The 15729-nt window shown below is 38.6% G+C and carries 9 protein-coding genes and 1 other annotated feature; all 9 genes read right to left on the reverse strand.

Features of this window, described 5'->3' with window-relative positions:
* Nucleotides 1–16: 16 nt before the first annotated feature.
* The 9 genes from WMO14_RS10005 to rplJ all read right to left on the reverse strand — a co-directional run bounded on the left by WMO14_RS10005 (nt 17) and on the right by rplJ (nt 15263).
* Nucleotides 17–496 (reverse strand): heme-binding protein, encoded by a 480-nt coding sequence (locus tag WMO14_RS10005; RefSeq protein WP_349153755.1) that lies wholly within the window; start codon nt 494–496, stop codon nt 17–19.
* A gap of 647 nt (nt 497–1143) precedes the next feature.
* Nucleotides 1144–2337 (reverse strand): elongation factor Tu, encoded by a 1194-nt coding sequence (gene tuf, locus WMO14_RS10010; protein WP_055177107.1) that lies wholly within the window; start codon nt 2335–2337, stop codon nt 1144–1146.
* 310 nt (nt 2338–2647) lie between these two features.
* A complete protein-coding gene (fusA, locus tag WMO14_RS10015; protein ID WP_055177104.1) occupies nt 2648–4810 on the reverse strand; it encodes an elongation factor G in 2163 nt (720 codons plus the stop codon).
* 24 nt (nt 4811–4834) lie between these two features.
* A complete protein-coding gene (rpsG, locus tag WMO14_RS10020) occupies nt 4835–5305 on the reverse strand; it encodes a 30S ribosomal protein S7 (RefSeq protein ID WP_055177101.1) in 471 nt (156 codons plus the stop codon).
* A 280-nt stretch (nt 5306–5585) separates the two neighbouring features.
* A complete protein-coding gene (gene rpsL / locus WMO14_RS10025; RefSeq protein ID WP_022501573.1) occupies nt 5586–6005 on the reverse strand; it encodes a 30S ribosomal protein S12 in 420 nt (139 codons plus the stop codon).
* 304 nt (nt 6006–6309) lie between these two features.
* Nucleotides 6310–10014 (reverse strand): DNA-directed RNA polymerase subunit beta', encoded by a 3705-nt coding sequence (gene rpoC, locus WMO14_RS10030; protein ID WP_055306854.1) that lies wholly within the window; start codon nt 10012–10014, stop codon nt 6310–6312.
* 17 nt (nt 10015–10031) lie between these two features.
* Nucleotides 10032–14012, reverse strand: a complete 3981-nt coding sequence (gene rpoB / locus WMO14_RS10035; protein ID WP_090140419.1) for a DNA-directed RNA polymerase subunit beta — start codon at nt 14010–14012, stop codon at nt 10032–10034.
* A gap of 291 nt (nt 14013–14303) precedes the next feature.
* Nucleotides 14304–14669, reverse strand: a complete 366-nt coding sequence (gene rplL, locus WMO14_RS10040; protein WP_022501275.1) for a 50S ribosomal protein L7/L12 — start codon at nt 14667–14669, stop codon at nt 14304–14306.
* A gap of 99 nt (nt 14670–14768) precedes the next feature.
* Nucleotides 14769–15263, reverse strand: coding sequence for a 50S ribosomal protein L10 (gene rplJ / locus WMO14_RS10045; RefSeq protein ID WP_022501276.1), 495 nt, complete (start codon nt 15261–15263; stop codon nt 14769–14771).
* A 112-nt stretch (nt 15264–15375) separates the two neighbouring features.
* Nucleotides 15376–15524: a sequence feature (ribosomal protein L10 leader region), on the reverse strand.
* Nucleotides 15525–15729 lie beyond the last annotated feature (205 nt).

Genomic DNA, 15729 nt, shown 5'->3' on the forward strand with positions numbered 1-15729 from the left:
AATAATATCAATTAATTTACAAAACATTTTCTCTTTTCAGTTTTCTACAAACATCTATAATAATACTATGATCCTGTTCATGATTAAAACCAGAGCATGTTATTGTACCTATTACTGTCTGGCAATTCTCAAGTCTTATTGGAAACGCGCCTCCTACCTGTGCATACTCTGATGGTTCTAAAGCCCATTTTTCTTTAATATTCATATCGCAATTCTCAAGCATATAGTGTGCCCATAATGAACTATGTCCAGTATGCATCGCCGTCTTTTTCTTACGCTCAATCATAATATCATTACTTACAGCATTACCATCACTGGAATAATGAAACAATCTTCTTCCGGCTATTGCAATATCTATACATATTTTATTGTCACGTTTTTTCGCTTCTTCTATAAGTGCCATCCCAATTGCAAGTGCTGTTTCTGATGAAAACTCCCTGAATTTCAATTCTTTTTCTTCAGCTTCGCATTGTTTCATAAGTTCTTTAGCAGTCATACCTTTTTACCCCTTTAATCTATTATTCTATTTTGTATTTTATCTACCATCTTGTTTTACAGTCGCTTCATTTTTTGTTTGCTATATCATAACGTATGTGTGAATTGCATAGCAATGTAGCAATCCTGATACAACAGCGAGTGACAAAATTCACTTTTGACACTCACATCATATCATTTATATAGTCTTATAAACATTAAAAAAATATTTAATAATTTTACTTTCACTTATTTATTACGATAAATTTTTTCTAACTTGTTCATCGTAAATTGACAATAGCACCTGTGTGATTGCCTGTTGAAATACTCTATTAACAACCAACCATATTATAAATAAGACCTACTATCGATAAACTGTAGATTTTATAAATGAGTCTGATGCTGTAACAGCAATCCTTTCTTGTATCAAAAATGACAAAATTAAATTTATAGAGCAATCATCACTTATTAGGATCTATGCCGAAGAAGACATAGTATTTACAAAATAGAATATTATTTGTTTCAATTTTGTTTAAAGATTATTTGTTTTATGACATCGTTTAGTCAGCGCTATTAAACTTATTTTGCTATTTTTCCATTTATTTCAGAACGAAAAAAGGGCTTCCGAAAAATCTCGGAAACCCTTAAAATTACTATAATAAATAACAATTATTCAATGATTGTTGCAACAGCACCAGAACCAACTGTTCTACCACCCTCACGGATAGCGAAACGAAGACCCTGCTCCATAGCTACGTTATGGATAAGTTCAACTGTCATTTCTACGTTATCACCAGGCATGCACATTTCTGTACCAGCTGGAAGTTCGCAAACACCAGTAACATCAGTTGTTCTGAAGTAGAACTGTGGTCTGTAGTTGTTGAAGAATGGAGTATGACGTCCACCTTCGTCCTTTGTTAATACGTAAACCTGAGCTGTAAACTTGTGGTGTGGTGTGATTGAACCTGGCTTACAAAGAACCTGTCCTCTCTGGATCTCATCTCTCTGAACACCTCTAAGAAGAGCACCAATGTTATCACCTGGTTCTGCTTCATCAAGGAGCTTTCTGAACATTTCGATACCAGTTACAACAACCTTACGGATGTCTTCGTGGATACCAACGATTTCAACTTCCTCGTTAACCTTAAGAACACCTCTTTCTACTCTACCAGTAGCAACTGTACCACGACCTGTGATAGAGAAGATATCTTCGATAGGCATAAGGAATGGCTTATCTGTATCTCTCTGTGGATCTGGAACATACTCATCGATTGTGTGCATAAGTTCAAGAATCTTATCACCCCATTCGCTGTTTGGATCTTCAAGAGCCTTAAGAGCTGAACCCTGGATGATTGGTGTATCATCGCCTGGGAAATCATATTCGTTAAGAAGTTCTCTGATTTCCATATCAACTAATTCAAGAAGTTCTGGATCATCAACCATATCACACTTGTTCATGAATACTACTACGTAAGGAACGCCAACCTGACGAGCAAGAAGGATATGCTCTCTTGTCTGAGCCATAACACCATCAGTAGCAGCAACAACGAGGATAGCAGCATCCATCTGAGCAGCACCAGTAATCATGTTCTTTACATAATCAGCATGGCCTGGGCAGTCAACGTGTGCATAGTGTCTCTTCTCTGTTTCGTACTCAACGTGAGCTGTAGAGATTGTGATACCTCTTTCTCTTTCTTCTGGAGCCTTATCAATATTTTCAAATGCAACAGCTTCACCTGTACCAAGTCTCTCATGAAGAGTCTTTGTGATAGCAGCTGTAAGAGTTGTCTTACCGTGATCTACGTGTCCAATTGTACCAATGTTGCAATGTGGTTTTGTTCTTTCAAATTTAGCCTTTGCCATTGTTTAAAATCCTCCTAATTAATTAAATAGAATATTTGTCTGCAAGCAGACTTCTCATAGCTGAAATCTATTATATTATCTTTTAAAGAATATTTCAACTATATTTTGAGTAAAAGCATAGTAAACCAATACTTTTATCTGAATTATACGGCAAATTTACATATTTATTATATACACAAATCTGCCTGATATATACCACTGCGAAATACAGTAACCCGTATTCCGCAGTACATTATATAATCAAGATAATTATTAAGTCATCTGACATCAGCCAGACACTTCTAACTATCATCTATCACTTAATAACTAATTATTTAGCTCTTGAAGCGATAACCTTGTCCTGAACAGACTTTGGAGCCTGCTCATACTTATCGAAGAACATAGAGTAGTTACCACGACCCTGTGTCTTAGAACGAAGGTCTGTAGCATATCCGAACATCTCTGAAAGTGGAACGAAAGCCTTAACCATCTTACCACCACTGATGTCTTCCATACCTTCAATACGTCCTCTACGTGAGTTGATATCACCGATAACATCACCCATATATTCTTCTGGCATTGTAACTTCAACCTTCATAATAGGCTCAAGAAGTGCTGGAGCTGCCTTAGCCATAGCATCCTTAAATGCCATAGAACCAGCAATGTGGAATGCCATTTCTGATGAATCGACTTCATGGTAAGATCCATCATAGATATCTGCTCTAAGTCCGAGAACTGGGAATCCAGCTAAGATACCTGAGTTAGCAGCTTCTCTGATACCATCAGCAACTGAAGGAATGTATTCCTTAGGAATAGCACCACCAACTACTGAAGACTCACAGAAGAGAACTGGAGGTTCATTAATTAATACTGTATTCTTTGTCTCAACATCGAACTTATCAACGTTAGCTTCAAGTGGTGAGAAACGTACTTTACAGTGACCATACTGACCACGTCCACCTGACTGCTTAGCATATTTGCTATCGATATCAACTGGCTTTGTAAAGCATTCTCTGTAAGCAACCTGAGGTGCACCTACATTAGCTTCTACCTTGAATTCACGAAGAAGTCTGTCAACGATGATATCAAGGTGAAGCTCACCCATACCAGCGATGATTGTCTGACCTGTTTCCTGATCTGTATGAGCACGGAATGTAGGATCTTCTTCAGCAAGCTTTGCTAAAGCTTCACCCATCTTACCCTGGTCATTCTTAGTCTTTGGCTCAATAGCAAGTTCGATAACTGGCTCTGGGAATTCCATAGACTCTAAGATAACTGGATGCTGCTCATCACAGATTGTATCACCTGTAACTGTTATCTTAAGACCTACTGCAGCAGCGATATCTCCTGAGTAAACCTTATCTATTTCTTTTCTCTGGTTGGCGTGCATCTGAAGAATACGTCCAACTCTTTCCTTCTTGTTCTTATTAGCATTAAGTACATATGAACCACCGTTTAATGTACCTGAGTAAACTCTGAAGAATGCTAACTTACCAACGAATGGATCTGTCATAATCTTGAATGCAAGAGCTGAGAAAGGTTCATCATCAGATGACTTTCTAGTCACTTCATTACCGTCTTCATCAACACCTGTGATATCTGGGATATCTGTAGGAGCTGGCATATATTCGATAACTGCATCAAGAAGCTTCTGAACACCCTTGTTCTTGTAAGCTGTACCGCAAAGACAAGGAATAGCTGTACCTTCGATAGTACCCTTTCTTAAAGCTGCCTTTAATTCTGGAACTGTAAGCTCTTCATCATTAAAGAACTTCTCCATAAGGTCTTCATCAAGTTCAGCACACTGCTCGATAAGCTTATCGTGGTATTCTTCTGCCTGATCCTTTAAATCAGCTGGAATTTCACCAACTTCAATATCATCACCTTTATCGCCATTGAAGATATAAGCCTTCATTTCAAATAAGTCGATGATACCCTTGAACTCGTCTTCCTTACCGATAGGAATCTGTACAAGTACAGGGTTCTTTCCAAGCTTAGTAATAAGCTGGTTGCATGATCCGAAGAAATCTGCACCCATCTTATCCATCTTGTTCATAAATGCCATACGTGGTACGTTGTACTTATCAGCCTGACGCCATACGTTCTCTGACTGTGGTTCAACACCGTTCTGTGCATCGAATACACCTACAGCACCATCAAGTACTCTAAGTGAACGCTCAACTTCAACTGTGAAATCAACGTGACCAGGAGTATCAATAATATTAATACGGTACTCTGGCTGTGTCTTATCTGGCTTACCTTCTTTTTCAGGTGTCCAGTGACATGTTGTAGCAGCTGAAGTGATTGTGATACCTCTTTCCTGCTCCTGGGCCATCCAGTCCATAGTAGCAGTACCTTCATGAGTATCACCAATCTTGTGGTTAACACCAGTATAATAAAGGATACGCTCTGTTAATGTTGTCTTACCAGCATCAATATGAGCCATAATTCCGATATTTCTGGTTCTCTCCAATGGATATTCTCTTCCAGCCATGGATAAAACCTCCTATAATTATTATTAGAATCTGTAATGAGCAAAAGCCTTGTTTGCTTCTGCCATCTTGTGCATATCTTCTTTTCTCTTTACAGATGCACCTGTGTTATTAGCTGCATCAAGAATCTCATTAGCGAGTCTTTCTTCCATAGTCTTCTCGCCTCTTGCTCTTGAGAATGTTGTCATCCAACGAAGAGCTAAAGCCTGTCTTCTATCTGGCTTAACTTCGATAGGTACCTGGTATGTTGCTCCACCGATACGTCTAGCCTTTACTTCGAGAACTGGCATAATATTGTTCATAGCCTCTTCGAATACTTCTAAAGCAGGTCTTTCAGTCTTAGCTGCGACTCTGTCAAATGCTCCGTATACAATCTTCTGTGCTACTCCTCTCTTACCATCAAGCATAATGTTGTTGATAAGCTTAGTAACCACCTTGTTATTGTAAATAGGATCTGCTAATACATCTCTCTTCTGAGTATGTCCTTTACGTGGCACGGTTCTTCCCTCCTTAACATTGTATTGTCGTCATTGTTAGCACTAATGAACGCCTTACAGCTTCATCAGCCTGACACATCACGACGTTTCATTAATTCATCGGTACTCACAAATTAAATTGTGTTCGCGCCGTATATCTTAAACCTGCAACCTTCGGATTAATCTAACTCCGGCACTAATTAATTTAATTGTTCGTAAATTATTGTATGCAATAATCTGCAAATATTCTGACTTACCCTGTAAATCAATCACAGACTTATGATGCTTAATTCTTTATGAATTACTTAGCATCCTTAGGTCTCTTAGCACCGTACTTAGAACGTGCCTGTCTTCTCTTTGCTACACCTGCTGTATCAAGTGTACCTCTGATGATATGATATCTTGTACCTGGTAAATCCTTAACTCTACCACCTCTGATAAGAACAACGCTATGTTCCTGAAGATTGTGGCCCTCACCTGGAATATATGAAGTAACTTCAATTCCATTAGAAAGACGTACTCTGGCGATCTTTCTAAGAGCTGAGTTAGGCTTCTTAGGTGTTGCAGTCTTAACAGCTGTACAAACACCTCTCTTCTGTGGTGCAGATACGTCTGTAGCCTTCTTCTGAAGTGAGTTATATCCCTTCTGAAGAGCTGGTGCTGTAGACTTCTTAACTGTTGACTTTCTTCCCTGTCTTACTAACTGGTTAAATGTTGGCATTCCTTTTTCACCTCCCGGAATTAGAATAATGAATGGTTGCACTTAGTATAATCACTAAGAAAATGCGTGAGCCTGTCCTCTTAAACTGCTCATCTTTATAATCAGCGTACATAAATAAGAACTTGCTTATTCGCACGCTTATTTAGTATATATTTTTAGAATAAATTCGTCAAGAGTTTTTCAAAAATTTATTATTAGAAATATTACTAAAATATCACATTACTATGCTGTCCTTGTTATTGATATTTTATAAAACAAAAAAGAAGCCGCTTTCCTAAGGATAACGGCTTCTATATTTATTATCTTACGCTTCTGTATCTTCTGTTACATCAGCATCATCGCTAACTTCGACATCAGCATCTAATGTATCTACATTTTCTGTAAAATCAAGTGTTTCATCTGAATCTTCAGTAAAGCTTAACACTTCATCATCTGACTCTTCAATCTCATCATAAGCTGTTGCTGTGTCAAGTTCAACATTCTGGTATCTCTTCATACCTGTACCAGCAGGTATAAGCTTACCAATGATAACATTTTCTTTAAGACCGATAAGTGGGTCAACCTTACCATTAATAGCTGCATCAGTAAGAACCTTTGTTGTCTCCTGGAATGAAGCAGCTGAAAGGAATGAATTAGTAGCAAGTGATGCCTTAGTAATACCAAGAATAATTGGTGTACCAGTTGCTTTTCTCTTACCTTCTTCTTCAAGCTTTTCATTAACCTCTGTGAATTCAAGAGTATCAACCTGTGAACCAGGTAAGAAATCTGAATCACCAGCAGATTCAATAACTATCTTCTTAAGCATCTGTCTAACAATAAGTTCAATATGCTTATCATTAATATCAACACCCTGAATACGATAAACCTTCTGAACTTCACGAAGCATATAATCCTGAACAGCTCTTACACCAAGGATTCTAACGATATCATGTGGGTTCTCTGAACCTTCTGTGATTTCTTCACCCTTAACAACAACCTGTCCTTCCTGAACCTTAACTCTTGTATCCCTTGATACAGGATAAGCTTTTGAGTTCCCCTCATCATCAGTAATTACAATATCTGTCTTCTTCTCTGTCTTAGAGAAGCTAACAACACCACCGAATTCTGCAAGGACTGCAAGGCTCTTTGGCTTTCTTGCCTCGAAAAGTTCCTCTACTCTAGGAAGACCCTGAGTAATGTTATCACCAGCAACACCACCAGTATGGAAAGTTCTCATAGTAAGCTGTGTACCAGGCTCACCGATAGACTGGGCAGCGATAATACCAACTGCTTCACCAATCTGAACTGCCTGACCTGTTGCAAGGTTAGAACCATAACACTTAGCACATACACCGATATGTGAACGGCAAGTAAGAATAGTTCTTATCTTAACCTGTGTTACACCAGTCTTAATGATAGCTGCAGCTCTCTTAGGAGTTACAAGGTGGTTAGCTGCAACGATAATCTCTCCTGTAGCCGGGTCTTTGATATCTTCTGCAAGATATCTTCCAGTAATACGTTCCTGTAATGGCTCAAGAATATCTTCCTTGGCATCACTTGAATTAGTAGCTCTATCGTTAACAAATGAATAAACATACATACCAGGTATTATCTTACCAACGCTGCAATCAGTCTCTCTTATAATAAGATCCTGAGAAACATCTACAAGACGTCTTGTAAGGTAACCTGAATCGGCTGTTCTAAGGGCTGTATCTGAAAGACCCTTACGAGCACCATGGGCTGAAATGAAGTATTCCAGTACATCAAGACCTTCACGGAAGTTAGACTTGATTGGAAGTTCGATTGTATGACCTGAAGTATCTGCCATAAGACCACGCATACCTGCAAGCTGCTTAATCTGCTGGTTAGAACCACGGGCACCAGAGTCAGCCATCATAAAGATGTTATTATACTTATCAAGACCAGAAAGAAGTGCATCAAGCAATGTCTTATCTGTTTCCTGCCATACTCTGATAACATTCTTATATCTTTCTTCATCAGTTGAACGACCTCTGTTGTAGTTAATGTTAATCTGTTCAACCTTCTTTTCAGCATCAGCTATAAGCTGCTTCTTAACCGGTGGCACTGTCATCTCCGAAATAGAAACTGTCATAGCCGCTCTAGTAGAATACTTGTAACCCATAGCCTTAATATCATCAAGAACTTCAGCAGTTCTTGTTGTACCATGCGTATTGATAACGTGCTGTAAAATATCCTTTAACTGTTTCTTTCCTACATGGAAATCAACTTCTGGAAGAAGTAAATTCTCTTCCTTGCTTCTATCTACATATCCTAAATCCTGAGGAAGTATTTCATTGAAAATAAATCTACCAAGTGTAGACTCTACAACACCTGAAATCTCTTCTCCAGCTGCATTAGTCTTAGTCATCTTAACTTTAATCTTAGAATGAAGTGTTATAATTCCATTCTCATAAGCAAGAAGCGCTTCATTAACACTCTTGAATATCTTACCTTCCCCCTTAACACCAGGTCTTTCCTGTGTAAGGTAGTAGATACCAAGTACCATATCCTGTGAAGGAACAGCAACAGGGCCACCATCAGATGGCTTAAGTAAGTTGTTAGGTGAAAGAAGCATAAATCTACACTCTGCCTGAGCTTCTACAGACAATGGAAGATGTACCGCCATCTGGTCACCATCGAAATCGGCATTGAAAGCTGTACAAACAAGTGGATGAAGCTTAATAGCCTTACCTTCTACAAGGATTGGCTCAAATGCCTGAATACCAAGTCTGTGAAGTGTAGGAGCACGGTTAAGCATAACTGGATGCTCTTTGATAACATCTTCAAGTACATCCCATACTTCTGTCTCAAGATGCTCTACGCTCTTCTTGGCTTTCTTTATGTTCTCAGCAAGACCACGCCTTACTAATTCTCTCATAACAAATGGCTTGAATAACTCAATAGCCATTTCCTTAGGAAGACCACACTGATAAATCTTAAGTTCTGGTCCAACAACGATAACTGAACGTCCTGAGTAGTCAACTCGCTTACCAAGAAGGTTCTGTCTGAAACGTCCCTGCTTACCCTTTAATAAGTCTGATAAAGACTTGAGAGCTCTGTTACCAGGTCCTGTTACAGGACGGCCATTTCTACGTCCATTATCTATAAGTGCATCAACAGCTTCCTGAAGCATTCTCTTCTCGTTACGAACAATGATTTCTGGTGCTCCAAGATCAATAAGTCTTGCAAGACGGTTATTTCTGTTGATAATTCTTCTATAAAGATCATTAAGATCAGATGTTGCAAAACGTCCACCCTCTAACTGAACCATAGGTCTTAAATCTGGAGGGATAACTGGAATTTCTGTAAGAATCATCCATTCTGGCTTAGTACCAGCAGCAATGAACGCATCCATAACTTCAATTCTCTTAATAAGTCTTGCAGCCTTCTGTGAAGTAGTAGTAGCAAGCTCTTCCTTGAGCTTAGCTACTTCTTCTTCAAGGTTGACGTTGTGAAGAAGCTCTAAAATAGCCTCAGCACCCATTCCAACTCTGAATGTATTACCATACTGATCATAAAGATCTCTGTACTCAGTTTCTGTAAGAATCTTCTTGAATGGTATATCTGTTTCGCCTGGATCAATTACGATATAAGAAGCGAAGTAAAGTACCTTCTCAAGATTCTTAGGACCTATATCAAGGATAAGGTCCATACGGCTAGGTATTCCCTTGAAATACCAGATATGTGAAACTGGAGCAGCAAGGTGGATATGACCCATACGATCTCTACGTACACTTGCCTTAGTAACCTCAACACCACACTTATCACATACGATGCCTTTATCTTTAATCTTCTTATACTTACCGCAATGACACTCCCAGTCTTTGCTAGGTCCGAATATTCTTTCACAGAACAGACCATCTCTTTCTGGCTTTAAAGTTCTGTAATTGATAGTCTCAGGCTTAGTTACCTCGCCGTGAGACCACTCTAAAATACTCTCAGGAGAAGCAAGCTTTATCTGAATTTTATCAAATTTCATTGATTTATTTGACTTAATCTCTTCTGCCATTATAGTGCTCCCTTCTATTATTCTTCTATATTTCCGTCACCGTAATCATCATAGTCATCATCTAAGCTGTCATAATCGAAATCGTCATATTCTGATCCGAGTTCTTCTATGGTTGCCTCACCGTCATCACCCTGCTTTTCTGCGTGATAACCTGCGTTCTTTAATTCATTTTCTTCATCACGGCTACTTCTCTTATAACCACCATCATCAAGAACCTTCTTGAAATCTGTAACTTCATATTCTGAACTTTCAAGAAGCTTAACTTCGTTATTGTCCTGATCAAGAACTCTTACATCAAGAGCAAGTGACTGAAGTTCCTTAAGGAGAACCTTGAATGATTCAGGAATTCCTGGTTCAGGAATGTTCTCACCCTTAATAATAGCTTCATATGTCTTAACTCGACCAACAACATCATCAGATTTAACAGTAAGGATTTCCTGAAGTGTATAAGATGCACCATAAGCTTCAAGAGCCCATACTTCCATTTCTCCGAATCTCTGTCCACCAAACTGGGCTTTACCACCAAGTGGCTGCTGAGTTACAAGTGAGTAAGGACCAGTTGAACGAGCATGGATCTTATCATCAACAAGGTGATGGAGCTTTAAGTAGTGCATGAAACCGATAGTAACCGGACTATCGAAGTATTCACCTGTTCTACCATCGCGAAGTCTTACTTTACCATCTCTTCCGATTGGAACGCCCTTCCATTCAGCTCTGTGAGCTCTGTTATCTGAAAGGAACTGGAATACGTCATCTCTTAAAAGATCCTTGTATTCAGCAGTAAATGTTGTCATATCAGCAGGATATTCTTCACCATTAGCTTCTGCATCTGCCTTTTCGCGTGCAAGCTCTTCATCATCAAATGGATGATTAGCATAAGCATTGGCCATATCAAGTGTATCCATAATATCATTCTCGTTAGCTCCATCAAAGATAGGTGTCGCTACGTTAAAACCTAATACTTTGGCAGCAAGGCTTAAGTGAATTTCAAGCACCTGTCCAATATTCATACGCGAAGGCACACCAAGAGGATTAAGTACAATATCAAGTGGACGTCCATTAGGAAGGAATGGCATATCTTCTACTGGAAGAACTCTTGAAACGACACCCTTGTTACCGTGACGACCAGCCATCTTATCACCTACAGAAATCTTTCTCTTCTGTGCGATATAGATACGGACATTCTTGTTAACACCTGGAGCTAATTCATCTCCATTTTCTCTTGTAAATACCTTAACTCCTACAACGATACCATAAGCACCGTGTGGAACTTTAAGTGATGTATCTCTTACTTCTCTTGCCTTCTCACCAAAGATAGCTCTAAGAAGTCTTTCTTCTGCTGTAAGCTCTGTCTCACCCTTTGGAGTAACCTTACCAACAAGGATATCACCAGCTCTTACCTCAGCACCGATACGAATGATACCATCTTCATCAAGATCCTTAACCGCATCTGAACCTGTAGAAGGTAAATCTCTTGTGATTTCTTCTGGTCCTAACTTAGTATCTCTTGCTTCTGTATCATATTCTTCTATATGAATTGATGTATAAACATCATCTCTTACTAATCTCTCACTAAGAAGTACAGCATCCTCATAGTTGTAACCTTCCCAAGTCATAAAACCGATAAGAGGGTTCTTACCAAGGGCAATCTCACCATTAGATGTTGAAGGACCATCTGCGATAACATCTCCTGCCTTAACCTCATCTCCCTTAAATACGATAGGTCTCTGGTTATAGCAGTTACTCTGGTTACTTCTTGAGAACTTTGTAAGCTTGTACTCGTGAACCTTTCCACTTGTCTCTTTTACAAGAATTCTGTTAGATTCTGATGAAAGTACAACACCATCTTCTTCTGCAACTACACATACACCTGAGTCACATGCTGTCTTATTCTCTATACCTGTACCGATTACTGGTGCTTCTGTCATAAGAAGAGGCACCGCCTGACGCTGCATGTTAGAACCCATAAGGGCACGTGTACAGTCATCATTCTGAAGGAAAGGTATCATAGATGTAGCCACTGAGAACACCATCTTAGGAGATACGTCCATAAGATCAATCATACTCTTATCGAATTCTGATGTTTCTTCTCTGTAACGTCCTGATACTGTATTCTTAACGAAGTATCCATTCTCATCTATCTCTGCATTAGCCTGTGCTACATGGAAATCATCTTCCTCATCTGCTGTGAAGTAATGTACTTCATCTGTAACTCTAGGATTCTTAGGGTCTGTCTTATCGATTATACGATAAGGTGCTTCGACAAATCCGTACTCATTAATTCTTGCATATGAAGCAAGTGAGTTAATAAGACCGATATTAGGACCTTCAGGTGTTTCGATAGGACACATTCTACCATAGTGTGTATAATGTACATCTCGAACCTCGAAACCTGCACGATCTCTCGAAAGACCACCAGGACCAAGTGCTGAAAGACGTCTCTTATGTGTAATCTCAGATAATGGGTTATTCTGATCCATAAACTGAGAAAGCTGTGAACTACCAAAGAATTCCTTGATAGCTGCTGTTACAGGCTTGATATTAATTAATGACTGTGGTGAAATACCGCTTAAGTCCTGAGTTGACATTCTTTCACGAACAACTCTTTCCATTCTTGAAATACCAATCCTGAACTGGTTCTGTAATAATTCACCAACAGCTCTTATTCTTCTGTTACCAAGGTGATCAATATCATCCTTGTATCCAATGCCATACTCAAGGTGCATATTATAATTAATAGATGCAAGAATATCTTCTACTGTAATATGCTTTGGCATAAGGTCTGCTGTATTCTTAGCAATAGCATCCTTGATATCATCAAGTGACTCATTATCAGCTAAAATCTGTGCAAGGACCGGATAATAAACAGCTTCGTTAATTCCTAATTCCTTAGCTTCTTCTGTTGTGATATCTACCCACTTAGTGATATCTACAGCAAGATTAGAAAGAACCTTAACTGTTCTCTTAGTAACCGCACCTTCTGCACCCTTTAATTCAGCAGCAATAAATACCGCTGAAACAGCTGCATTCTGAATCTTCTCAGCTGTTTCTCTTGTAAGCTTATCACCAGCATTAGCAAGAATTTCACCATTGCCATCTACAACGTCTTCTGCAAGAATGTGTCCTGCAATTCTGTTTCTGAATGAAAGCTTCTTATTAAATTTATAACGACCTACTCTTGCAAGGTCATATCTTCTAGGATCAAAGAACATACCAGAAATAAGTGCTTCTGCACTCTCAACTGATAATGGTTCTCCTGGTCTTAACTTCTTATAAAGTTCAAGTACACCTTCCTGATAGTTAGTAGATGTATCCTTCTCCATTGTTGCAAGAAGCTTAGGCTCTTCACCAAATATGTCAAGAATCTCTGCGTTAGTACCAAAACCAAGTGCTCTTATAAGAACTGTAATAGGTACTTTCTTATTACGATCAACCTTAACATAGAATACATCGTTAGCATCTGTTTCATACTCTAACCACGCACCTCTGTTAGGAATTACTGTTGAACTGTAGAGGAATATCTTTCCATACTTATCCTTCTGTATATCATAATAAATACCAGGTGAACGTACCAGCTGGCTGACAATAACTCGTTCTGCACCATTAATCACAAATGTACCGGTCTTAGTCATTAAAGGAAGGTCACCCATAAAGATTTCATGTTCGCTTATATCTTCGCTCTCTTTATTATGAAGTCTTACACGTACCTTAAGTGGAGCTGCATATGTAGCATCCCTTTCCTTGCACTCTTCTATAGAGTACTTTCTCTCTTCCTCACATAATGCAAAATCAACGAATTCAAGACTGAGCCTTCCGTTATAATCTGCAATTGGAGAGATGTCGCTAAAGACTTCCTTTAAGCCTTCATTTAAAAACCACTGGTAAGAATCTTTTTGTACTTCAATAAGGTTAGGCATCTCAAGAACTTCTTTCTGTCTTGAGTAACTCATACGCATCGATTTGCCTGACTTTACTGGACGTATTCTGTTTTTCTCCATTGACGTTTCACCCCTTAGTTTTCTTTACTTTACATTAATTTATTACATTATCGATATGCGTGCAAATACTATGCACACCATACCATAATAGTGCATTATTCATAGTAACAAAAAAAGTTCCAGCTGTCAATACAACAACTGGAACTTTTTCATATTTTATATAATATACCAAATATGCTTCAAAAAATCAAGTGATTATTCAGCATACCGCAATATATTAAAAATTCTGTTCATATATGCTATGCCATACTGCATATATATGTCAAGCAAGTATCAAACTGACAATCTGAATTACTTAAGAGTAACCTTAGCACCTTCAGCTTCAAGCTTCTTCTGGATTTCTTCAGCTTCTTCCTTAGAAGCACCTTCCTTAACAACCTTAGGAGCGCCATCAACAACTTCCTTAGCTTCCTTTAATCCAAGACCTGTGATTTCACGAACAACCTTGATAACCTTAACCTTGTTAGCACCAGCTTCTGTAAGTTCTACGTCAAATTCTGTCTTTTCTTCAGCTGCTGCACCTGCTGCTGCACCTGCTGCTACAACAACACCTGCTGCTGCAGAAACACCAAATTCTTCTTCACATGCTTTAACTAAATCATTTAATTCTAATACTGATAAACCTTTAATAACTTCGATAATTTCCTGAGTAGTCATTATTATAATCTCCTTTTTAATAGTCTTTTAATTAAGTTTCGTGGCAGGCTGACATAGTCACACCTGTCCGTCAATAATCATACTGATTATGCCGCGTAATTATGCAACCTCTTCGTTCTTCTCAGCAATCTGCTTAATAACACGAGCAAAGTTTGTAATAGGTGACTGGATGCTTCCAAGGAACTTAGCAAGAAGTTCATCTCTTGAAGGAATGTTAGCAATAGCTGCGATTCCAGTAGCATCATAGTAAGTACCTTCAACAACACCACACTTAAGTTCAAGCGCATCTGCTGTCTTAGCAAAGTTAGCTAAAACTCTTGCTGGAGCTGTAGCATCTTCCTTGCAGATTGCAATAGCGTTAGGTCCTTCAAGAACTTCTGCCATTGGCTCGAACTCTGTACCTGCAATTGCTCTCTTTACTAAAGTATTCTTATAAACCTTGTAAACAACACCAGCTTCTCTTAACTGCTTACGAAGCTGTGTATCCTGCTCAACAGTTAAGCCACGGTAGTCAACTACCACAACGCCCTGAGCGCCTTCTAAGCTTGCTTTGATTTCGTCTACGATAGGCTGCTTAAGTTCTACTTTTGCCATGAATATTTACCTCCTGTTAGATTATATCTGTCGCCAGATAATATTCTGCCCAGACGTACATGTATCAGGCTCATTCAACAACAACCATAACACTTTAAGTATTATGCTTCATTGCTCTAACAAAAAAGTCCTTCTATCTATAAGACAGAAGGACTGAATAAACTGATAATCAATGCTTTACGCATTAAGTCTGTCCTCGGTAGGCGTATTACCTTTAACCCTTTCGGGACCTGCTGTCTTAGGCAAAATGTGAAATCACTTTCACTTTAATTATATTATGAAACCATCGCATCAATCTGATACAGATTATAAATCTATATCCAAATCAACCAGATAGTAACACAAACATTGATAGTATACTATCATAATATATTGGTTGTCAACCGTTATTCACAAAGAATATATTAATTCTTCGTAATATTGCGTTGTATAACCCAAATCCTGCAATAAGCTAATCCATTCATCA

Source organism: Lachnospira rogosae (ex Hitch et al. 2025) (assembly GCF_040096455.1).
GTDB classification, from domain to species: Bacteria; Bacillota; Clostridia; order Lachnospirales; family Lachnospiraceae; genus Lachnospira; species Lachnospira rogosae.

Coding starts and splice junctions, on each gene's coding strand:
- rplJ (WP_022501276.1), bottom strand. CDS start 15,263: ATGGCAAAAGTAGAACTTAAGCAGCCTATCGTAGACGAAATCAAAGCA.
- rplL (WP_022501275.1), bottom strand. CDS start 14,669: ATGACTACTCAGGAAATTATCGAAGTTATTAAAGGTTTATCAGTATTA.
- rpoB (WP_090140419.1), bottom strand. CDS start 14,012: ATGGAGAAAAACAGAATACGTCCAGTAAAGTCAGGCAAATCGATGCGT.
- tuf (WP_055177107.1), bottom strand. CDS start 2,337: ATGGCAAAGGCTAAATTTGAAAGAACAAAACCACATTGCAACATTGGT.
- WMO14_RS10005 (WP_349153755.1), bottom strand. CDS start 496: ATGACTGCTAAAGAACTTATGAAACAATGCGAAGCTGAAGAAAAAGAA.
- rpsL (WP_022501573.1), bottom strand. CDS start 6,005: ATGCCAACATTTAACCAGTTAGTAAGACAGGGAAGAAAGTCAACAGTT.
- rpoC (WP_055306854.1), bottom strand. CDS start 10,014: ATGGCAGAAGAGATTAAGTCAAATAAATCAATGAAATTTGATAAAATT.
- fusA (WP_055177104.1), bottom strand. CDS start 4,810: ATGGCTGGAAGAGAATATCCATTGGAGAGAACCAGAAATATCGGAATT.